The following is a 20,463-nucleotide window of genomic DNA, read 5'->3' on the forward strand; positions in this document are numbered from 1 at the left end:
TTCAGCTGTCGGAGGCGTTCAAGGCGGTCGTGGCTCACTCACGCAGCGTAGCTGGGGACTTTCGCAGGAGGTCTATTGGACCTGCACCGAATCAATCGCAGTCCATCTCAATGCCCGGACCCCGCTTTGCTGCTGTGGGCGCCGAACCCATTGGACGGTTCTTGCACCCGATTGAATCGAAGTTCGCATGGTGAGCATGCTGGCTAATCATTTGACCTAATAAAATTGACAGGACATATGTTCGCTCCTAGAGTGAACCGAGCCGCGTTCCTAAGCGCCTCCTGGCCAGACCGCGCGGGACTCAAGCGGCCCTGCCCGACCCGCATGGCCGCCGCCCCGGCCACTCACCCTGAACGCCGAGCATCTTTCAGTTCGCAGGAGTTCACCGTGACCGCACCCGCCAGACGCACGCCCCGCACCGCCACGCTGGGCGAATTGCCCCGCTGGACCAGCCCCGCCGCTCTGAATGAGCAGTTCGCGCGCCACACTGATTTCTTGGTGAGAGGCGGCCATGGCCGGACCGGGTCCTGCATAGCCGACCCGGCGCCGCTGTTCCGACCTGAACTCGTCAGGGCTGGCCCCCGCTATGCCTGACGGAATGACGGTCCTGCGGGGCCTGCTGCTGTGGCCCGGACCGCAGGGGCGCCTTGCGCCGGGCCGCCTGACCCTTCAGGGCGGACTGATCCGCGCCGCAGAGCCCGACCCGCAGGCTCCGCGTGACCAGGTGATCCTGCCCGGGTTCGTGGATACCCACGTGCACGGCGGCGGCGGCGGGGACACCATGGACGGCCCGGACGGCGTGCGCACCCTGGCCCGCCTGCACGCCCGCCACGGCACGACCACGTTGCTGCCCACCACCATCACGAACCCCTGGGAGGCGGTGCTGGACGCCCTGCGAGGCGTGGCGGACGTCATGCGCGCGGGCGTGCCGGGCGGCGCGGATATCGCGGGCGCCCACCTGGAAGGGCCGTTCATCAGTCCTGAGCGTCTGGGCGCGCAGCCCCCCTGCGCCGTCAACCCCGCCGAGGCGCTGGTGACGCAGGTGATTGCCACGGGCGTTCTGCGGGCCGTGACCCTCGCCCCGGAACTGCCGGGCGCGCGGGAAGCGGCGCTGGCCTTCGCGCGTGCGGGCGTACGCGTCGGAATCGGGCACACCCGCGCCGATCCCGATACCGTGAGTGCGCTGCTCGGCCTGCTGAGTGCGGCGGGCGCGCAGACCTGCGCCACGCACCTGTTCAATGCCATGGGCGGCATCGAGGGCCGCAACCCCGGCGTGCCCGGCGCGCTGATGGCCGACCCGCACGCCACCCTGGAAGTGATACTGGACGGCATTCACCTGCACGACACGGCCGTGCGCCTCGCGCGGGCCGCCGCGCCCGACCGCCTGATCCTGATCACGGACGCCATGCGCGCCGCCGGACTGGGCGACGGCCCCAGCGAACTCGGCGGGCAGCCCGTCACGGTACGCGGCGGGAAGGCCACCCTTCCGGACGGCACCATTGCCGGCAGCGTCCTGACCATGGACGCCGCCCTTCGCCGCGCCGTCTCCGCCGGCATTCCCCTGCCGGAGGCGAGTCGTATGGCCAGCCTGACTCCCGCCCGCTCGGTCGGCCTGCGCGACCGGGGAGAACTGAGGCCCGGCCTGCGCGCTGACCTCGTGACCCTCGACCCGGAGCTGACCGTGCAGGCCGTGCATGTCGCTGGCACACCCCTTTCCGTCGCACCCATGGCCAGAGTCCCCACCCCGGAGCACACATGACCGATCCTTTGATGTTGCAAGAAGCCCGGCACTCCCCGGACGTCATCCGCCAGCAGCTCTCGAAGAACGCCGGCGTCAGCCGCTCCCTGGCCGCCGCCATCCGCGCCCTGAAACCCGCGTACGTCGTCACGATCGCGCGCGGCAGCAGCGACCACGCCTGCACGGTCCTCAAATACGCCCTGGAAACCCAGCTGAGCCTGCCGGTCGCCAGCCTCGGGCCCAGCGTTCACACGCTGTACGGCACCCGCCTGGACCTGCGCGGCGCACTGGTGATCGCCGTGTCACAGAGCGGCGCGAGCCCCGACGTGGTCGAGAACGTCCGCGCGGCCCGCGAGAGCGGCGCGCTGACGGTCGCGCTTGTCAACGTGGAGGACAGCGACCTGGCGCGCGCCGCCGAGTTCGTTCTGCCGCTGCGCGCCGGCGAGGAACGCGCCGTGGCCGCCACCAAAAGCTACCTTGCCAGCCTGACCGCGCTGCTGCCCGTCACCGCGGAGCTCAGCGGCGACGAGGCCCTGCTGCGCGGCCTGCACGCCCTGCCCGCCGCGCTGGAAGTCACCCTGGCCCTCGAAGGGCAGGCCCGCGACCTCGCCGGCCGCTACCGCTTCGCGGAGAACCTGATTGTCCTCACGCGTGGCCTGCATTACGGCGTGGCCCAGGAAGCCGCCCTGAAACTCAAGGAAACCAGCGGCATTCACGCCGAGGCGTACTCCGCCGCCGAGTTCAGTCACGGCCCCAAACGCCTGCTTGCCGAGGGCCTCCCGGTGCTGGCCTTCACGCCCGCCGATCAGGCTCAGGCGGCCACGCGCGCCGCGCTGGACGCCCTCCAGGCCGACGGGGCCGACCTCCGCACCATCGGGCCTGCCAGCGGCAGCAGCCTCACCACGCCCGCCACCGGGCACGGCCTGACCGACACGGTCCCCAGCGCCCTGGCGTTCTACCTGTTCGCCGCGCACCTCTCGCTGGCACGCGGCCTGAACCCCGACCAGCCCCCCCTGCTCAGCAAGGTCACGAAAACCCGCTGAGCCTCGCCCGCCTGCCCGCACCGTACTGACTCCGGTGGCCCATCGTTTGCAAAAACCGTTCCATGCGAACGGAGCGAGTGGGGGTCACGGGGGCGCCAGCCTCGGACCCCGCCCCTCCGCTGTCCTGTGGCATCCTCCCGGCCAGCCTGATTCCCGGTCATCCCCATTCGGCTGTCAGGCTGGGCTGTTCCCGCCTGTGCCGTCCCCGGCAGTGTTGGGCTCGGGAGTGTTAGGCGCGGCAGGGTTGGGCTGGGTAGGGCCGCCTCCGTCTGTGCTGTCCTGGGTGGGGTCGCCTGCGTGTGGGTCACGGCCGCTCGGCAGGGCGTTCGGATCACCGGTGAAGCGTTTGGTCAGCCAGCGGTCGAAGCGGGCCATGTTGTTCGCCTGCCGCTCGAAGGCGGCGTTGATGGCGCGCAGGCGCATGTGCAGCGCCCTGAGACGCGTGTCGTCCAGCGGAATGTCCGCGCGGGTCCAGTCGCGGCGGTAGTGGCCGTGAATGTCGTGCGTGGCGCGGCGCAAGGTGACCATGTCGCGCGCTTCTTCCAGGGTCATGCCCAGCGCGCGCAGGTCGATCAGGTCGCGCAGCAGCCGTAGCGAGTAAGGGCCGTACAGCGCGCGGCCGGACGCAGTGACCTGATCGGGCGTCAGCAGTTGCAGTTCGGCGTAATGCATGACGGTGCGCCGGGTCACGCCAGCCGCGCGGGCCAGTTCGGCGGTGGTGTAGAAGGTTGGGTCGGGCTGGGGTTTGGGCGGGGTCGGGTCAGTCACGGTGTGATAATCACTTTACCGGTCACGCGGCGCTCAAGCAGGTCGCGCATGGCGCGCGCGCCGTCCTCCAGGGTGTAGCGTTCGCTCACCAGGGGCCGCACCGTGCCGTCCATAACCCACCCGGCCAGCTGGGCAAGGTTACGGGCGTTCCCGGCAGGGTCGCGGCGGGCGAACTCGCCCCAGAACACACCCACGACCGACGCGCCCTTGAGCAGCGGCAGGTTCAGCGGCAGACGCGGGATCTCGCCGCCCGCAAAGCCGATCACGAGGTAACGCCCGCCCCACGCGACGCTGCGAAAGGCACCCTCGGCCCAGCGGTCGCCCACAGGGTCGAGAATCACGTCCACGCCCTGCTTACCGGTCAATGCTTTCAGGGCGTCTTTCAGGTCAGACTGTTCGTAATTGATGACCTCGTCTGCGCCGTGCTGGCGGGCCACTTCGAGTTTCTCTTCGGTGCTGGCGGCGGCGATCACGCGCGCGCCGAGTGCCTTACCGATCATGACCGCGGCCAGTCCCACGCCCCCGGCGGCCCCCAGGACCAGCAGGGTCTCGCCGGCCCTGACCTGCCCACGGTCGATCAGGGCGTGCATGGCCGTGCCGTACGCCAGGGGCAGCGTGGCGGCCACGCCGAGGTCCATGCCGCCCGGCAGGGGCATGACGGCGGCGGCCGGGGCGTTCAGGTGCGTGGCGAACGCGCCGGTTCCCGTGAACGCCGCGACCCGCTGGCCCACGCTCAGGCCGCGCACGCCCTCGCCGACGGCCGTGATGATCCCGGCGGCCTCTGCGCCCGGCGTGAACGGCAGCGGCGGGCGCACCTGGTACTGGCCCATGACCATCAGGGCGTCCGGGTAGTTCACGCCGGCGGCGTGCACCTCGATGGTGACCTCGCCGGCAGCCGGGTCGGGGGTGGGCGTCTCAAGAACGCGCAGGGTTTCGGGCTGGTCGAAGGCAGTGCAGGTGAGTGCGCGCATGGGGGTTCCTCCAGGGGAAGGGTGGGGCTTGACGTGTGCCGCGTCTGGTCACGGCGAGGTCTGGTGTGGGCGAGGTCTGGGGATGCGGGGAGCAGGAAAGCGGGTGGCGGGTTGTGAACGAGACACGCGCAATCCGTATGGGACCGGGCGTCCATCTTAACGCGGGTAACTTGACGCATACGTTCAAAGTTGACGTGCACGTTCATGGCCGGTAGGCTCTGGGTATTCACAGATGAATGGGAATGGGGTGCGTGGGCACCGGGGATGCGTGGGTGACAGCCGCGTGCGCTGGCGGCGTCCCAAGACCGGCGGACCCGCCCGGTCCTCTCCCCGTAGCCCCTGCCCCGTAGCCCTCTCCCCGTCGCCCTTGCCACGTAGCCCCTGCCCCGTCGCCCGCCAGCTCCTCGCCCCGTTCCTTCCCCTCTGCCCGTACCCTAGGAGTGACCCGCATGGCCCCCTTCCTGAACCGACGCGACCTGCAATTCCAGCTGTTCGAAGCCCTCGACACCGAGGCCCTGACCGCCCGCCCCCGCTTCGCGGAGCACAGCCGCGAGGTGTACGAGGACATCCTGAACGTCGCGTACACGGTCGCTGACCGCTATTTCGCCAATCACGTCCGTGAGGGCGACCTGAACGAACCGCACGTCATGGACGGCCGTGTGCAGCTTCCGGCAGCCGTCGGGGACGCCATGCGCGCCTTCCGCGAGGCCGGGTTCTTCAGCGCCCACCATGACGAGCACCTGGGCGGCCTGCAACTGCCGTGGGTGGTCATGCAGGCCGTGCAGGCGCACTTCCAGGCGGCGAACATCAGCACCAGCGGCTACCCCTTCCTGACCATCGGGAACGCCAACCTGCAGCGCATCTTCGCGTCACCCGAACAGCAGCAGAAGTTCATGCGGCCCCTGCTGGAAGGACGCTGGTTCGGTACCATGGCCCTGAGCGAACCGCAGGCCGGTTCCGGACTGGCCGACATCACCACCACCGCCACGCCCCTGGGTGACGGCACGTACGCCATCAGCGGCACCAAAATGTGGATTTCGGGCGGCGAGCATGAACTCAGCGAGAACATCGTGCATCTCGTCCTGGCACGTATCGCGGGCGGCCCGGCCGGCGTCAGGGGCATCAGCCTGTTTCTGGTCCCGCGCTACCGCGTGCAGGCGGACGGGAGCGTTGGCGAGAGCAACCACGTCGCCTTGGCGGGTCTGAACCACAAGATGGGCTACCGCGGCACCACCAACACCCTCCTGAACTTCGGTGAAGGTGGCCAGACGGTCGGCGAGCTCGTCGGCGAGCCCGGGCGGGGACTGGCGCAGATGTTCCACATGATGAACGAGGCCCGCATCGGCGTGGGGATGGGCGCCGTCATGCTCGGCACCGCCGGGTACCTCGCCAGCCTGGAGTACGCCCGCGACCGCCGCCAGGGCCGCCACGCCAGCAACAAGGACCCGCTCTCCGCGCCCGTCCCGATCATCGAGCACGCCGACGTGCGCCGCCTGCTGCTGCGGCAGAAGGCCTTCGTGGAGGGAGGACTGGCGCTGGGCCTGTACGCCAGCCGCCTCGTGGACGACCTTCAGACCGCACCCGAAGAGGAGCGCGCCGACACGGGCTTGCTGCTCGACCTGCTGACCCCCATCGTCAAGAGCTGGCCCAGCCGCTACAGTCAAGAAGCCCTCAGCGACGCCATTCAGGTCATGGGCGGCGCCGGGTACACCCGCGACTTCCCGGTCGAGATGTACTACCGCGACAACCGCCTCAACCCCATCCACGAGGGCACGGAAGGCATTCAGGGCAACGACCTGCTGGGCCGCAAACTCACTCAGTCGGGCGGACGCGGCCTGGAAATCCTGATGGCACGCATGCAGGCCGACCTGGACGCCAGCGAACACCTGGAGGAGCTGGGCGATATCCGCGCCGCGCTGCGCACCGCCGTCACGCAGTGCACCGCTGCGCTGGGCGCCCTGCTGCCCCGCGCCGCCGACCTGGGCCCGGACCTGCTGCTGGCGAACGCCAACAGCGCCCTGGAAATGCTGGGCCACACCGTCGTCGGGTGGATGTGGCTGCGTCAGGCCGCTGCCGCCGCCCGCGCCCTGCCCGGCGCGCGCCCCGGCGACCAGCCGTTCTACCAGGGCAAACAGCACGCCGCGCGCTTCTACGCCACGCACGAACTGCCCCGCGTGCGCGCGCACGCCGACCTGCTCGCCAGCGCCGACCGCACCACCACCGACATGCACGCCGACTGGTTCTGAAACGGATTCCGATTGATTCGGTGCAGTTCTGAATCAATCCGAGCGGACGCTAGTAGGAACAAGTAGGAACAGCAGACGCCCCTTCGCGGAGTAGAGCCGCAATCCGTACGACAGCGGCACTCATGCGGACTCGGGCTGGAAGGGCTGCTAGACCTTCCAGTCCGAGCAGAGCGAGCAGGGGAGACGCGGGTTCTGGGCTCAATTCACTCGGCCGTCAACGATGTGCACCACGCGGTCGCACAGGTCCAGCACGCGGTCGTCGTGCGTGACCATCACGGCGGCCCGGCCGCGCTCCCGGACCTGTTGCGCGAGCATCTGCACGACTTCACGGCCGCGCGGGCCGTCCAGACTGGCGGTCGGTTCATCCGCCAGGATCAGTTGCGGGTCGTTCATCAGGGCGCGCGCGACGGCCACCCGTTGCCGCTGACCGCCGCTCAGGGCGGCCGGGTAGTGCCCAGCCCGGTCGCCCAGACCCAGGAGGCCCAGCAGGTCGTCGGCGCGCGCCTGGCCCGCGCGTGCGTCCTGACCGGCCAGATGGGTAACGAGGGTTAGCTGTTCGCGCACGGTCAGGTACGGGATCAGGTTGCTGCTCTGAAGCACGAACCCCAGGTGCTTCAGGCGGAAGGCGGGCAGCGCGGCGGCCGGGAGCGCCGTGACGTCCTGACCGGCGATCAGAACCTGCCCGCCCGTGGGGCGCAGGAGCGCTCCGGCGAGGGCCAGGAAGGTACTCTTGCCGCTCCCGCTGGGGCCGCTGACCGCGACGAGTTCGCCGGGGCGCACGTCGAGCGTGGTGGGGTGCAGGGCCGTGACGGTGCCGTCGCCGTCCCCGTAGGTTTTGCTGACGGCGCGCAGGGACAGCGTGGGCTGGCTGAGCGAAGCTTCCGGCTGGGTGAGGGTGGACTGGGTGATCATGGGCTGGGTGGATTTGGACTGGGTAAGCAGGGTGGCGTTCATGCGGGTCTCCTGGGTTGACGGGCGGGCAAGAGGCGGCGTGCGGGTCTGGGCCTGCGGGCGGTCACGTGGAAGCGGACGGTCATGTGGAAGTACCGATGGCGATCAGCGGGTCAACGCGGGCAATGCTGCCGAGACTGAGCAGGCTGCTGAGCGCCGCGACCGCGATCAGTAGCGCCGACGCGCCCAGGACGGTGGGGGCTGTCAGGGCGAAGGGCAGACCCGATGGGAGCAGCGCGGCGGCGCCCAGCGTGACCAGCGCGGCCACCGTGACGGCCAGGACGCTCAGGATCATCATCTGCGCCAGGAGACTGCCGGCCAGGGTACGGGTGCTGGCACCGATGGCCTTGAGCAGCCCGAACTGCGGCGTCTTCTGGAGTGTCAGGACGTAGAAGAACACGGCCAGCACGAAGGCAGCTACGACGATCAGGAACACCTGAATCATGATCAGACTGCCCTGCTCCTCGCGGTACCCGGGCAGCTCCTGAAGGGCTTCGGCGCGCGTGTGGACGCTCACGCCAGCCACCTGCGCGGCCCGCGCCGCCGCGCCGCCGGTGTTCGGGGCGCCCGTGTTCAGGGCGACAGTGTTCACGGTGCCCTGCAAGCGGGGGTTCAGGGTCTGCCAGTGCTCCAGGGTGACGAACACGACCGGCTGGTGGTTGAGGCGGGCGGCGCGCGTGAAGCCGATCACCTGGAGGGTCTCGCCGCCGGGTTTGAGGGTCAGGGTGTCCCCGAGGCGCACGCCTTCTTCTTGCAGGGACTCGTCGACGACCGCTCCGGTACTGCCGGCCTTCAGGGGCTGGCCCTGCTGGGCGGTGGGGTTCATGAAGCTGCCGGGCGGGACGCCCATCAGGACGCCGCTGAGCTGCCGCTCACCTCGGCTGAAGGTGGCGAAACTCTGCGCGGTGGGTGTCGCGGTGGGTCCGGCGACAGCCTGAAGGCGGCTGACGGTGTCGGGCGTCAGGAACGAGCGCGTGAAGACGCCCTCCGCGTCGCGGGTGGTGACGAAGTGCGTGGCGGGCGTCTCGATGAGGAGCGCGGCGTTGTCGTGGGCGAGGCCGCGGGTGAGGCCGGTGAGCATGAACACCATGAAGGCGATCAGGCTGACGATGCCGCCGATCAGCAGCGAGCGCAGGCGGTGGTGGCGGAGTTCACGTAGGGCCAGGTACATAGCATCTCCCTTGGTTCGTTGGATTGACTTACCGGTCGGTAAGCTCTGTCCTTACCGTACGGTAAGTCAGCCAGAAAGTCAATTCGGCCCGTTGGTTGCCGCTCGAGGCGCAGGGCCAAGCGGCCCTAAATATCCCCGCTCGTTCAAAATTGACGCGTACGTAAACTTTCGACTATGCTGGTCGGGCACCCACATTCAGATCCACCCGGAGGACCCCATGGCCCTGAAAGACCTGTTCGACCTGACCGGCAAGACCGCCCTGATCACCGGAGGTAGCCGGGGCCTCGGCCTGCAGATCGCCGAAGCCCTCGGCGAGTACGGCGCCACCCTGATCCTGACCGCCCGTAAACAGCACGAGCTCGATGACGCCAAAGCCCACCTCGCGGGCCTGGGGATCACCGCGCACGTGTACGTGGGTGACCTCGGCGCCTTCGACACCATCGACCCCCTGATCGAACGCATCCACAAAGAAGTCGGAAGCATCGACATCCTCGTGAACAACGCCGGAGCCACCTGGGGCGCACCGACCGCCGACCACCCCTTCGACGCCTGGATGAAAGTCATGAACGTCAACGTCAATGGCCTGTTTCTCATCACCCAGAGCGTCCTGAAACGCTGCATGCTCCCCGCCGGTAAGGGCCGCATCGTCAACGTCGCCTCGGTCGCCGGGCTTCAGGGCAACGACCCACGCATGACCCCCACCGCCGCGTACAACACCAGTAAGGGCGCCGTCGTGAACTTCACCCGCGCCCTGGCCGCCGAGATGGCCGCGCACGGCGTCACCGTGAACAGCATCTGCCCCGGCTATTTCCCCACCAAGATGACCAAGGGCACCCTGGCCTACGGCGAGCAGGCCATTCTGGAATCCACTCCCATGCACCGCCTCGGGAGTCAGGACGACCTCAAGGGCCTGGCGCTGCTGCTCTCCAGCGACGCGAGCGCCTACATGACCGGCCAGAATATCGCCGTGGACGGCGGCGCCGGCGTCGTATGACCGCGCCCACCGCAATCCCTGAGGAGCTGGCCGCCCGTCTGGGTACGCAGGTCGCGCTGTCCGACTGGGTCACCGTCGAGCAGAGCCGCATCGACGCCTTCGCGCAGGCCACCGGCGATCACCAGTTCATTCACGTCGATCAGGAACGCGCCGCGCAGGGTCCCTTTGGCGGCACCATCGCCCACGGCTTCCTGACTCTCTCCCTCCTGGCCGGGGAGTTCATGACCCACGGCGGCGCCCTGCGCACCGACAGCGCACGCCTGACCCTCAACTACGGCCTGAACCGCGTGCGTTTCATTACCCCCGTCCGCGCCGGGGCGCGCCTTCGCAACCGCGCTGTCCTCCAGTCTGTCGAACCTGGGCCGGGCTTCATGCAGATCACGGTCGCCAACACCGTCGAGATCGAGGGGGCCGACAAACCCGCCTGCACCGCCGAGAGTGTCTTCCGGGTCTACCTGTGACCCCCGCCGCGCCCACGGGGACCGACAGCATGCTCGCGGTGGCGCAGGGTGTGCTGGACGCCCAGCCGTTCAGCACCCTTGTCGGTGCCCGCGCGGTCCGCTTCACGCCCGCCGAGGTCGAGGTGAACTTGCCGCTGCGGCCCGACCTGACGCAGCATCACGGTTTCGCGCACGGCGGTGTCCAGGCGACTCTGGCGGACATCACCCTGACGTTCATGGGGGCCGCCGCGCTCGGCCCCAGTGTCCTGACGAGCGAGTTCAAGATCAACTTCCTGCGGCCCGCGCAGGGCGACACATTGATCGGCCGGGGCAGCGTCCTGAGCGCCGGGAAGCGCCAGGCCGTGACCCGCTGTGACCTGTACGCCGCGCAGGGCGGGCAGGAGAAACTGGTCGCCACGGCGCTGGGCACCATTGTCCGCGCAGACGTGCCGTGAAACCAGGCGCCGTCTACACCCTGGAACGCGGCCGCGAGGTCCTGGGCACCCTGACCGTCACGGACGCCGGGACCTTCGGGGTGGACGCCACCTTCGGCGCCGCGCCCCCCTTCGCTTCCTACCGGCAGCTGTTCGACGAGGACGTGCGGCACGCCCAGCGGCTCGTTCATGACGACGACCCCGCGCTGCTGGAGCAGGCCGGGGCGATTCAGGAGCGCCTGCTGGCCCTGAACCTCGTGCTGCGGCGTGCGGGGAACGTGGGGTTCCGCAGCGTTCTGATCAGTATCGAGGGTGACCGCGCCAGCTTCCGGCCCCTGACCCCCGAGGAGGAACTCCTATGACCGTGTTCGACGTGACCCCCCGCGCCCGCGACCTGCGCGAACGCCTCACCGCGTTCATGCAGGCACACATCTACCCGAACGACGCCGAGGTACACCGGCAGATCGACACCGGGAACCGCTGGGAGCACCTGCCCTTGATCGATCAGCTCAAGCCCAGGGCGCAGGAGGCCGGTCTGTGGAACCTGTTCCTGCCGCCCGCCAGCAGCCGTGACGGCCAGTACGGCGCGGGCCTGACCAACCTGGAGTACGCGGGCCTGTGCGAGATCATGGGCCGCGTCTGGTGGGCGCCGGAAGTCTTCAACTGTTCGGCGCCCGACACCGGCAACATGGAAGTCCTGGCCCGCTACGGCACGTCCGAACAGCAGGAGGAGTGGCTGATCCCACTCCTGAACGGTGAGATCCGCAGCGCGTTCTCCATGACCGAACCCGACGTGGCCAGCAGTGACGCCACGAACATCCAGTCCAGCATCGTCCGCGACGGCGACGGGTACGTCGTGAGCGGCGACAAGTGGTGGACGAGCGGCGCCGGCGACCCGCGCTGCGCCATTTCCATCTTCATGGGCAAGACGGACCCCAGCGCCGCCAAGCACCTTCAGCAGAGCATGATTCTCGTGCCGCTCGACGCGCCGGGCGTCACCCGGGAGCGCATGCTGACCGTCTTCGGTTACGACGACGCCCCGCACGGCCACGCGCAGATGACCTTCCGCGACGTGCGCGTGCCCGCGGCGAACATGCTGCTCGGCGAGGGCCGGGGCTTCGAGATCGCGCAGGGCCGACTCGGGCCGGGCCGCATCCACCACTGCATGCGCCTGATCGGACAGGCCGAACGCGCCCTGGAACTCATGATTCAGCGCGCCGGGCAGCGCACCGCCTTCGGCAAACCCCTGGGCGGACACCAGCACGTCCGCGAGGCCATCGCGCACTCCCGCATGGAGATCGACCAGGCCAGATTGCTCACCATGAACGCCGCGCACATGATGGACACCGTCGGCAACAAGGAGGCGCGCGGGCAGATTGCGGCCATCAAGGTCGTCGCGCCGAACGTCGCGCTGCGCGTCATTGACCGCGCCATCCAGGTGTACGGCGGTGCGGGCGTCAGCCAGGACACGCCGCTGGCCCTGATGTACGCCCAGGCGCGCACCCTGCGCCTCGCGGACGGCCCGGACATCGTGCACACCGAAACCGTCGCGAAAGTCGAAATGAAACGCCACGCGGCCCGCCAGGGCTGATACGGAGTCCGGTTGACGGGGCTGCAAAGTCTCTTCAGTCCGCGCGCAACGGAGGAACGACATGGAATTCAACGGAAAGGTGATTGTGGTGACGGGAGCGGCGTCCGGGATTGGGCTGGCGCTGGCGCAGCGGTTCGTGAAGGAGGGCGCGGTGGTCGTGGCGTCCGACCGGAACGCGGAGGTCGGCGCGCAGAAGGCGGCCGAGATGGGCGCGCGGTTCCGAGCCGCCGACATCGCGCAGGAGGAGGGTGTCCGGGGCCTGATCGACGACGTGCTGGCGAACGAGGGCCGCATCGACCTGCTGTGCTCGAATGCCGGAATCGCCATCGGGGAAGGACCGGAGACGGGTGACAAGCACTGGGACCTGATTCACCGCGTGAACGTGATGAGTCACGTCTGGGCGGCCCGTCACGTGCTGCCGCACATGCTGGAGCGCGGCGAGGGCTACCTGCTGAACACGGCGTCGGCGGCGGGCCTGCTGACCGAACTGCACTCCGCGCCGTACGCCGTGACCAAGCACGCGGCCCTGGCGTTCGCGGAGTGGCTGGCGATCACGTACGGAGACCGGGGCATCAAGGTCGCCGCACTCTGCCCGGAGGGCGTGTGGACGCCCATGATCCAGAACGCGCCGCTGCTTCAGCAGACGGCGATCACCACCCATGAACTGGTCGAGAAGACCCTGGAAGTCCTGCGCGCCGACGGCTTCCTGGTCACGACCCACCCGAGCACCCTGAAGTCCTTCCAGAACAAGGCGAACAACTACGAGGAGTGGATCAGCAAGATGCGGCACCTGCGCGTCAAGGCCATGAAACTGCTGGAGGGTCAGGCATCCGCCGCGCAGCCCCGCACGGGCCACCCGGAGGAGTTGCGGTCGTGATCCGCTCCGAGACGGCCCCCGTGCGGCCGGGCGAGGAACTGCCGCTGGACGCGCTGCGCGAAGCCATGCGCGGCCGCGTTGAAGGCGACGTGGACAACCTGAGCGCCCTGCAGTTTCCCGGCGGGTTCTCGAACCTCACGTACCTGCTGCGGGCGGGCGATCCGGCGCGGGGCGCTCAGGAGTACGTGCTGCGCCGCGCGCCGCTGGGGCCGGTCCCGAAAGGCGCGCACGACATGACCCGGGAGGCGCACCTGCTGGAGAAGATTCACCCGGTGCTGCCGGTCGCGCCCCGCCCGATCCTGATCGTGGAGGACCCGGCCGTGATCGGTTCGCCGTTCTACCTGATGGAACGTCGCCACGGTACGGTCGTCCGCACGCGCCTGCCCGCCGCGTACCGGGACCTTCCGGACGCGGCGCGGCGTATGTCCGGCGCGCTGGCCGACACCCTGGCAGACCTGCACGCGGTGGATATCTACGCGGCAGGACTGCGGGAGATCGGCAAGCCAGAGGGGTTCAACGCGCGGCAGGTGTCCGGCTGGGCGGGTCGCTGGCGGCGTGCGCGAGGGGCGCTGCGGGACACGAACGACCTGCCCGCCCCAGACGCCCTGAATGATGAGCGCGTAATCGCGTGGCTGGAGGCCCACACGCCACCTGAGAGCGCGCACACGCTGGTCCACAACGACTTCAAGCTGGACAACCTGATGCTGGACCCGGCCGATCCGGGCCGCGTGACGGCGCTGCTGGACTGGGAGATGACCACCGTGGGCGATCCCCTGGTGGACCTGGGCCTGACCCTGACGTACTGGACCATGCCCGAGATGCCGGGCGGCGCACCGAACGAGGTCGGCGCGGGTTCGCCGGGCTTCCTGAGCCGCGATGAGCTTGTCGCCCGCTACGCGGCGCGCGCTGCTCGTCACGTGACGAGCGACCCGGCGGCGCACCTCGCGGCGCTGGAGCGGGCGCTCCCTTGGTACGAGGTGCTGGGGCACTTCAAACTCGCCGTGATCGTCATCCAGATCTTCGCGCGTTACCGCGCCGGGCAGACCAGCGACCCGCGGTTCGCGCCGCTGGCCGGTCAGGCCGGGTGGTTGATCCAGGAAGCGTGGCGGCGCATCGGCGAGGAGAAGGCCCCCGCATGAGCGAACTGATCCTGATCCGCCACGGGCAGGCCACGCCCTTCGAGGCGGATACCGACCGGCTCTCCCCGCTGGGTGAGCAGCAGGCCCGCACGGTCGGCGAGGCTCTGCACGCGGCAGGGGTGCGGCCCACGCACGTCCTGCACGGCTCACTGGTCAGGCAGCTGCGTAGCGCGCAACTGGCCCACCAGCCGGGCTGGCCCGGAGCCACCCCCGAGCCCCGCCTCGCGGAATTCGACGGGGACGGCCTCGCCGCTCACCTGGCGCCCATCCTGGCTGGCCGGGACCCGGCGTTCTCGGCCCTGGCGGCCGGAGTGAACGCTCACACCGGCGGCCCGGAACGCAACCGCGCCTTCCAGACCTACCTCGAAGCCCTGGCCGCCGCGTGGCAGGCCGGGACCCTCACGGACAGCCGGGTCGAACCGTGGGCCGTCTTCCGGGCACGCGTGCAGGCCGCGCTGGCTGACATGCTGCGCCTGAGCAGCGGCTCGACCGTGCTGGCCTTCACCAGCGGCGGCGTGATCGGTCTGACAGTCGCCCTGACCCTGGACGCCCCGGACGCCTCCGCGCTGGCCCTGAACTGGCGCGTGAAGAACGCCTCGGTCACCCGGCTGACCTTCGGCGGCGGGCGCGTCAGCCTCGACACCTTCAACGAGACGCACCACCTGCCGCCCCACCTTCACTCCTGGCGCTGAAGTCTACCCCCGCCGGGAAATCTTCAGTAGCGCAGCGGCCGCGCGCGCTGAACGCGGCGTCCTGGCCCAGCGGCTGCCCCACACGGCCTGCCGTCTGTTTCGCCCGAAGCACCTTGCACCAGAGTCCGTCTGTGGGAAAGGGTGAGTGAAGATCGGGGCCGGACAGTCCGCCATCCGTAACAGTCGAGCGCAGAGTGGCATACTGCACCCAGCCCACAATCGAGCGCCCAGGCAGCCCCGGCCCACCGCCGGACCCCTTCTGCCCCTATCCGGCTCCCCCCGGGCCGAAGCCCACGGAGGCTCCCTCATGACAAGAAGTGACGCGCATGCCCCGTACTTCAGTGCGGGGTCAAGCGGCACCCGTTCCGACAGGAACGGTAATGCTGAGGCTTTTTCTGCTATACTCAAACAGCAATGCCCCCACGCGGCTGGAACCGCTGGGAGCGTGGCAAGACGGATTGGAGCCGTCAAGCATGCAAGAGAATACCACCATCCGTACCTTTCGGTACAGGCTCTATCCAACCAAGCCCCAAGAGGCCGCTATGTTTGAGACATTGCGCCTCACGCGCACGCTGTACAACGGGGGCCTGGAGCAACGCCGTGAAGCCTACCGGAAGCACGGCAAGACACTCAGCGCCTACGACCAACAGCGTGAACTCACCGCACTCAAGACGGAATGCCCGGAATTCGTCGGGGTCTACTCCCACGTTCTACAGGACGTGTTCGACCGACTGGACAAGGCGTACAAGGCGTTTTTCAGTCGGGTCAAGAGGGGGGCGAAGCGGGCCGGATTCCCCCGGTTCAAATCTGCCCAACGCTGGGACTCGTTCAAGTTCAAGCAGTGCTGGGACAACAAGAAAAACGATTGGACGGCCTGCGGGAGGCCCGTAGACGATGGGCGACGCATCAGCATCCCGAAAATCGGCAACGTCAAAATCAAGCTGCACCGTTCACTGGAAGGTAAGCCCAAAAGCCTGCAAATTGTCCACGACTGCGGGCAATGGTTCGCGGTCTACGCCTGTGAAGTCCCGGAGACCCCTCTGCCCGTCACTGGAAGCAGCGTTGGCCTCGACCTGGGGACAACGTGGTTTGCCGTCACATCGGATGGTGAGTTCATCGAAAACCCCCGCCACCTGGGAAACAGCCTGAAGAAGTTGCGCGTCCAGCAGCGCACCGTTGCCCGTCGCAAGAAAGGGGGCAATCGTCGCCGGAAGGCCGTGCAGCAGGTTGCCAGGACCCACCGCAAAGTCAGGCGTCAACGGCTGGATTTTCAGCACAAGACAGCCCGGAAACTCATCTATGAACACGACGTAATCGCGCACGAAAACCTTCAGGTGGGCAACATGGCCCAGAGTAACCTCGCCCGTTCCATTCTCGATGCAGGCTGGGCCGGATTCTTGTTTCAACTCTCCAGTAAGGCTGAAAGTGCTGGCCGGAGAGTCATCGCCGTAGACCCCCGCTACACGTCGCAACGGTGTCATGCCTGCGGACACACGGGGAAGGAGAACCGTGTGAATCAGGCAACCTTCAGGTGTGTGCAGTGCGGCCATACGGCGAACGCCGACCACAACGCGGCGAAAAACATTCTGGGACGGGCCGTCCCTTCAGGCGTCAACGGTAGCGGGGTCTCGCATGCCGTCGCCTGAGAAGCCTCGCTCTTTAGAGCGGGGAGTGGTCACCGCACCCGAGGCCACCCACCTGCACGCCAGCCCCCCCGCCCCCGACGGCGTGCATTACCGCGCCTGCAACCTGTGCGAGGCCATCTGCGGACTGAGCATCACCGTGCAGGGCGGCCGCGTCACCGACGTGCGCGGCGACCCCGACGACCCCCTGAGCCGCGGCCACATCTGCCCGAAAGGCGCGGCCCTCCCCGACCTGCACGCCGACCCAGACCGCCTGAAAACCCCCATGCGCCGCGTCGGGGACCGCTGGGAGCCCATGGAATGGGAAGCGGCCCTCGATTATGTGGCCGCGCAACTGCGGGGCGTGCGGGAGCAGCGCGGCGCCGACGCCGTCGCCACCTTCCAGGGCAACCCGAGTGTGCACAACAGCGGCACCCTGCTGTCCGCCGGGGTGTTCCTGAAGGCCCTGGGCAGCCGCAGCCGCTACACCGCGACCAGCATCGACCAGCTTCCCCACCACTTCGCCGCGGCCGAGATGTTCGGCCATCCGCTCCTGCTGCCCATCCCCGACGTGGACCGCACCGACTTCTTCCTGATGATGGGCGCCAACCCGCTCGCCAGTAACGGCAGCATCATGACCGCGCCCGGCATCCGCAGCCGCCTGAAAGCCATCCGCGCGCGCGGCGGCCGCGTCGTGCTGCTCGACCCGCGCCGCACCGAGAGTGCCGAGTCCGCCACGGACTTTCACCACATCCGCCCCGGCACCGACGCCCTGTTCCTGCTGGCTCTGCTGAACGAAATTTTTGCCAGCGGCCTGGATCGCACCGCGCACCTGGGCGGCGCCATGACCGGCCTGGGCGCCCTGAAAGCCGCCGCCGCGCCCTTCACGCCCGAAGCGGTGGAGGCCCGCACGGGCGTGGGTGCGGGCGTGACCCGCGAACTTGCCCGCGCGTTCGCCTGCGCGCCCCGCGCCGCCGCGTACGGCCGCATCGGCCTGAGCATCCAGGAGTTCGGCGGGCTGTGCCAGTGGCTCGTGAACGCCCTGAACGCCGTTACCGGGCACCTTGACGTGGAGGGCGGCGCGATGTTCCCCGCTCCCGCCTTCGACCTGCTGGCCGGCGCCAAGGCGGGCGCCACCCACCACGGCCGCCACCACACCCGTGTGCGCGGCCTGCCGGAATTCGACGGCGAACTCCCGAACGTCGCGCTGGCCGAGGAGATCCTCACGCCCGGCGAAGGCCAGATCCGCGCGCTGATCACGGTCGCCGCGAACCCGGTTCTGTCCGTCCCGGACGGCCGGACCCTGGACCGCGCCCTGTCAGGCCTTGACTTCATGGTCAGCATCGACCCGTACCTGAACGAAACCACCCGCCACGCCCACGTGATCCTGCCGCCCGCCTTCGGCCTGGAAGTCCCGCACTACGACGTGATCTTCCATCACTTCGCCGTGCGCAACACCGCCCGCTACAGCCAGCCGGTCTTCCCGATCCGCCCTGACCAGCGTTTCGACCACCAGATCTTCGCCGGTCTCGTGCAGCGCCTGAGCGGCCGGGCCCTCGCCACGCCCGAACAGCGCCTCAGGGACGGTCTCGCGCGCGGCCGCAGCGGCCTGACCCTGGACGACCTGAACGCCAACCCGCACGGCGTGGACCTCGGGCCGCTGCAACCCTGCCTGCCCGGCCGCCTGCTGACCGCCACCGGCGAGCTGCACCTGGCGCCCACCCCCATGCTCGCCGACCTGCCTCGCCTGCGCGCCACGCTCGACCAGCCCCCGGAACCGCTGGTCCTGATCGGCCGCCGGCAACTGCGCAGCAACAACTCCTGGATGCACAACACGCCCCGCCTGATGCGCGGCCCGGACCGCTGCACCGCGCAACTTAACCCCGCCGACGCCCTGGGCCTCGAACACGGTCAGGTCATCCTGATCCGCTCCCGCGTCGGCGAGATCACCGCGCCGCTGGAGATCACGGACACCGTCATGCCCGGCGTCGCCTGCTTACCGCACGGCTTCGGGCACGCCCGCACCGGCACCCGCCTGAGCACCGCTGCCCAGCATGCCGGAGCCAGCCTGAACGACCTGACCGACCCGGGGCGCATCGACGCCCTGACCGGCAACGCCGCCGTGAACGGCACCCCCATCACCGTGCACGCCGCCGCGCGGGTGGGGGAGAGCGCCACCGACTGAGGGACGGGGGGCGGCGCACCTGCGCTCCGGTCACGCCCCCCCGCATCCCCCAGAAAGCCAGCGGAGGCCCCTGGCACACCGCGCCGGGGGTCTGCGCTCTGGTGGGGTGGCGGTTCAGTCCGGTGAGGAACCGTTGCTGCCGCTCTGCGCTGGCGCTGCGCCCGGCTGCGCGATGAGCGCCCGTCCGTGCCCGTCAAGGCGGTACAGCCCGGTCGCGGCGGGAATCAATGCGGTCTGGTACGTGTCCAGGCCCAGGGTTTCGCTGCCGGCGCGCAGGGTCAGGGGGCCACTCAGGGCAGTCACGAGTGCCAAGCAGCCCCCCGTGTTGTACTCGTGGCCTGCGCTCACGCCGCGCAGCGTGAACTGCTCGGAGCGGACCAGTTCACCCAGTCCGCCCGTCTGCGCGGCCGGTCGCAGTTCTCCCTGCCGCTCCGGGTCGGTCACGGCGACACTCTCCTCGATGTGCACGGCGCGTCCGGCACTGGCGGGGCGATCCCAGTCGAACACCCGGTACGTGGTGTCGCTCGCCTGCTGCACCTCGTACAGCAGCAGGCCCGGCCCGAGCGCGTGCAGGGTCCCGGCTGGAATGAACAGCGTGTCCCCCTCCTGCGGAGAGTACCGTTGACTGAGGTCCAGGACGCTGCCCCCACGAATGGCGTCCGCCAGGGCCTGCGCGGTCGTGCCGGGCTTCACGCCCGCGAGCAGCTGCGCACCGGGCTCGACGTGCAGGAAATACCACGCCTCGGTCTTGCCGCGCTCACCGGGACCGACCATGAGGCGGGCCTGCGCGTCGTCCGGGTGAACCTGCACGCTCAGCCAGTCGCGGCAGTCGAGCAGCTTGATCAGCAGCGGAAAGCCGCTCCGCGCGTCCTGCCCAGCGCCCAGAAGCGCGGCCGGGTGCGCGGCCAGCAGGTCGGCGACCGTCTGCCCGGCCAGGGGACCGCCGCTCACGACGCTCTGCCCGTCGGCTATCCAGGCCTCCCCGGTGGGCGTGCCGTCCGGCGCGGGAGGAGCGAGGCGGTCCCCGCCCCACACACGCGGCTGAAATCGGGGCGTGAGCGGCAGGAAGGCAGGCAGGTCAGCACTGGTCGGCGGGTGGGTCATCGGGTCCTTTCAAACGCGGGGAAGGTAAATGGACGGGCAAAGATGCTGCCCATTCTAGCCGGCTTCTGCGCACCCACCCCGTTCAGGATCGCGCCGATGGTGCCCAGTTCCGCGTCTCCCATACGGACTTCCGTCCGTTTCGCCGGGTAGTTGGCTGCAACTAGACTCTGCTAGCGAATTCATGTGATACGGACTCCGATTGAAGGGGCTGCAAAGACCATTCAATCCGAGCGGAGCGAGTAGGAGGAAAGCGGGTTCCGGACGTGGAGTTGGCAACCCGGCGCCCTCCCGGGTTGTCAACGAAACAAACGGCAGTCCGTATCAGACGACCCAGAGCAATGGAAGGTGGTGAGCAACGAGCCCACCAGCGTGGAAACCTTCGGCGAGTACGGCGAGCGTTTTCAGATCGAGGAAGGGTTCCTGGACGAGAAAAGCGGGTTGTTCGAGCTGGAAGCGTCCAAGCTGCGGGATGTGAAAAGCCTGGAACGGCTGGTCAT

At 69.1% G+C, this 20,463-nt stretch carries 18 protein-coding genes; 13 read left to right on the forward strand and 5 right to left on the reverse strand.

Going from position 1 to position 20,463, the window contains the following annotated elements; genetic code table 11:
• Positions 1-598 precede the first annotated feature (598 nt).
• Positions 599-1,759, forward strand: a complete 1,161-nt coding sequence (gene nagA / locus QZ271_RS11110; protein ID WP_291431426.1) for an N-acetylglucosamine-6-phosphate deacetylase — start codon at positions 599-601, stop codon at positions 1,757-1,759.
• Positions 1,756-2,781: an SIS domain-containing protein gene (locus QZ271_RS11115; protein WP_291431427.1), complete on the forward strand. Its 1,026-nt coding sequence runs from the start codon at positions 1,756-1,758 to the stop codon at positions 2,779-2,781. Before nagA ends, QZ271_RS11115 begins: the two co-directional genes overlap by 4 nt.
• Positions 2,782-2,955: 174 nt before the next feature.
• Here the strand turns inward: QZ271_RS11115 and QZ271_RS11120 are convergent, their stop codons facing one another.
• Together QZ271_RS11120 and QZ271_RS11125 are read right to left on the reverse strand one after the other, a co-directional pair.
• Complete coding sequence (locus tag QZ271_RS11120; RefSeq protein ID WP_291431429.1) at positions 2,956-3,549, reverse strand: MerR family transcriptional regulator; 594 nt, start codon at positions 3,547-3,549, stop codon at positions 2,956-2,958.
• A complete protein-coding gene (locus QZ271_RS11125) occupies positions 3,546-4,520 on the reverse strand; it encodes an NADPH:quinone oxidoreductase family protein (protein ID WP_291431431.1) in 975 nt (324 codons plus the stop codon). Before QZ271_RS11125 ends, QZ271_RS11120 begins: the two co-directional genes overlap by 4 nt.
• Before the next feature lie 449 nt (positions 4,521-4,969).
• On the opposite strand from QZ271_RS11125, the gene QZ271_RS11130 reads away from it, so the two are divergent.
• Positions 4,970-6,766 (forward strand): acyl-CoA dehydrogenase, encoded by a 1,797-nt coding sequence (locus tag QZ271_RS11130; protein WP_291431433.1) that lies wholly within the window; start codon positions 4,970-4,972, stop codon positions 6,764-6,766.
• Between the two features lie 198 nt (positions 6,767-6,964).
• Here QZ271_RS11130 and QZ271_RS11135 read toward each other — a convergent pair whose 3' ends face one another.
• Both QZ271_RS11135 and QZ271_RS11140 read right to left on the reverse strand, forming a co-directional pair.
• Positions 6,965-7,720 (reverse strand): ABC transporter ATP-binding protein, encoded by a 756-nt coding sequence (locus QZ271_RS11135; protein ID WP_291431435.1) that lies wholly within the window; start codon positions 7,718-7,720, stop codon positions 6,965-6,967.
• A 79-nt stretch (positions 7,721-7,799) separates the two neighbouring features.
• Positions 7,800-8,888 carry an ABC transporter permease gene (locus QZ271_RS11140; protein WP_291431437.1) on the reverse strand — a complete coding sequence of 363 codons (1,089 nt, stop codon included), beginning with the start codon at positions 8,886-8,888 and terminating at the stop codon, positions 7,800-7,802.
• A 217-nt stretch (positions 8,889-9,105) separates the two neighbouring features.
• On the opposite strand from QZ271_RS11140, the gene QZ271_RS11145 reads away from it, so the two are divergent.
• The 10 genes from QZ271_RS11145 to QZ271_RS11190 all read left to right on the forward strand — a co-directional run bounded on the left by QZ271_RS11145 (position 9,106) and on the right by QZ271_RS11190 (position 18,862).
• On the forward strand, positions 9,106-9,882 hold the full coding sequence (locus QZ271_RS11145) for an SDR family oxidoreductase (protein WP_291431439.1): 777 nt from the start codon (positions 9,106-9,108) through the stop codon (positions 9,880-9,882).
• Positions 9,879-10,343 carry a MaoC family dehydratase gene (locus tag QZ271_RS11150; protein WP_291431441.1) on the forward strand — a complete coding sequence of 155 codons (465 nt, stop codon included), beginning with the start codon at positions 9,879-9,881 and terminating at the stop codon, positions 10,341-10,343. Before QZ271_RS11145 ends, QZ271_RS11150 begins: the two co-directional genes overlap by 4 nt.
• The gene (locus QZ271_RS11155; protein ID WP_291431443.1) at positions 10,340-10,777 is read left to right on the forward strand and encodes a PaaI family thioesterase; all 438 of its coding nucleotides are present in this window, start codon (positions 10,340-10,342) and stop codon (positions 10,775-10,777) included. The genes QZ271_RS11150 and QZ271_RS11155 overlap by 4 nt, the downstream gene beginning before the upstream one ends.
• A complete protein-coding gene (locus QZ271_RS11160) occupies positions 10,774-11,118 on the forward strand; it encodes a hypothetical protein (RefSeq protein ID WP_291431445.1) in 345 nt (114 codons plus the stop codon). Before QZ271_RS11155 ends, QZ271_RS11160 begins: the two co-directional genes overlap by 4 nt.
• Positions 11,115-12,347 carry an acyl-CoA dehydrogenase family protein gene (locus QZ271_RS11165; protein ID WP_291431447.1) on the forward strand — a complete coding sequence of 411 codons (1,233 nt, stop codon included), beginning with the start codon at positions 11,115-11,117 and terminating at the stop codon, positions 12,345-12,347. The genes QZ271_RS11160 and QZ271_RS11165 overlap by 4 nt, the downstream gene beginning before the upstream one ends.
• A gap of 61 nt (positions 12,348-12,408) precedes the next feature.
• Entirely contained in the window at positions 12,409-13,224 is an 816-nt protein-coding gene (locus QZ271_RS11170) for an SDR family oxidoreductase (protein ID WP_291431449.1), read from the forward strand.
• Positions 13,221-14,363, forward strand: coding sequence for a phosphotransferase family protein (locus QZ271_RS11175; protein ID WP_291431451.1), 1,143 nt, complete (start codon positions 13,221-13,223; stop codon positions 14,361-14,363). The genes QZ271_RS11170 and QZ271_RS11175 overlap by 4 nt, the downstream gene beginning before the upstream one ends.
• The gene (locus tag QZ271_RS11180) at positions 14,360-15,055 is read left to right on the forward strand and encodes a histidine phosphatase family protein (RefSeq protein WP_291431453.1); all 696 of its coding nucleotides are present in this window, start codon (positions 14,360-14,362) and stop codon (positions 15,053-15,055) included. The genes QZ271_RS11175 and QZ271_RS11180 overlap by 4 nt, the downstream gene beginning before the upstream one ends.
• Before the next feature lie 473 nt (positions 15,056-15,528).
• Positions 15,529-16,701, forward strand: coding sequence for a transposase (locus QZ271_RS11185; RefSeq protein ID WP_291431455.1), 1,173 nt, complete (start codon positions 15,529-15,531; stop codon positions 16,699-16,701).
• A 25-nt stretch (positions 16,702-16,726) separates the two neighbouring features.
• Positions 16,727-18,862: a molybdopterin-dependent oxidoreductase gene (locus QZ271_RS11190; RefSeq protein WP_291431457.1), complete on the forward strand. Its 2,136-nt coding sequence runs from the start codon at positions 16,727-16,729 to the stop codon at positions 18,860-18,862.
• Between the two features lie 114 nt (positions 18,863-18,976).
• Here QZ271_RS11190 and QZ271_RS11195 read toward each other — a convergent pair whose 3' ends face one another.
• The gene (locus QZ271_RS11195; RefSeq protein ID WP_291431459.1) at positions 18,977-19,966 is read right to left on the reverse strand and encodes a type I phosphomannose isomerase catalytic subunit; all 990 of its coding nucleotides are present in this window, start codon (positions 19,964-19,966) and stop codon (positions 18,977-18,979) included.
• Between the last annotated feature and the right edge of the window lie 497 nt (positions 19,967-20,463).

It is taken from the genome of Deinococcus sp. (assembly GCF_018260555.1).
Lineage (GTDB): Bacteria > Deinococcota > Deinococci > Deinococcales > Deinococcaceae > Deinococcus.

Coding starts and splice junctions, on each gene's coding strand:
- nagA (WP_291431426.1), top strand. CDS start 599: ATGACGGTCCTGCGGGGCCTGCTGCTGTGGCCCGGACCGCAGGGGCGC.
- QZ271_RS11115 (WP_291431427.1), top strand. CDS start 1,756: ATGACCGATCCTTTGATGTTGCAAGAAGCCCGGCACTCCCCGGACGTC.
- QZ271_RS11125 (WP_291431431.1), bottom strand. CDS start 4,520: ATGCGCGCACTCACCTGCACTGCCTTCGACCAGCCCGAAACCCTGCGC.
- QZ271_RS11130 (WP_291431433.1), top strand. CDS start 4,970: ATGGCCCCCTTCCTGAACCGACGCGACCTGCAATTCCAGCTGTTCGAA.
- QZ271_RS11135 (WP_291431435.1), bottom strand. CDS start 7,720: ATGAACGCCACCCTGCTTACCCAGTCCAAATCCACCCAGCCCATGATC.
- QZ271_RS11140 (WP_291431437.1), bottom strand. CDS start 8,888: ATGTACCTGGCCCTACGTGAACTCCGCCACCACCGCCTGCGCTCGCTG.
- QZ271_RS11145 (WP_291431439.1), top strand. CDS start 9,106: ATGGCCCTGAAAGACCTGTTCGACCTGACCGGCAAGACCGCCCTGATC.
- QZ271_RS11150 (WP_291431441.1), top strand. CDS start 9,879: ATGACCGCGCCCACCGCAATCCCTGAGGAGCTGGCCGCCCGTCTGGGT.
- QZ271_RS11165 (WP_291431447.1), top strand. CDS start 11,115: ATGACCGTGTTCGACGTGACCCCCCGCGCCCGCGACCTGCGCGAACGC.
- QZ271_RS11170 (WP_291431449.1), top strand. CDS start 12,409: ATGGAATTCAACGGAAAGGTGATTGTGGTGACGGGAGCGGCGTCCGGG.
- QZ271_RS11180 (WP_291431453.1), top strand. CDS start 14,360: ATGAGCGAACTGATCCTGATCCGCCACGGGCAGGCCACGCCCTTCGAG.
- QZ271_RS11185 (WP_291431455.1), top strand. CDS start 15,529: ATGCAAGAGAATACCACCATCCGTACCTTTCGGTACAGGCTCTATCCA.
- QZ271_RS11195 (WP_291431459.1), bottom strand. CDS start 19,966: ATGACCCACCCGCCGACCAGTGCTGACCTGCCTGCCTTCCTGCCGCTC.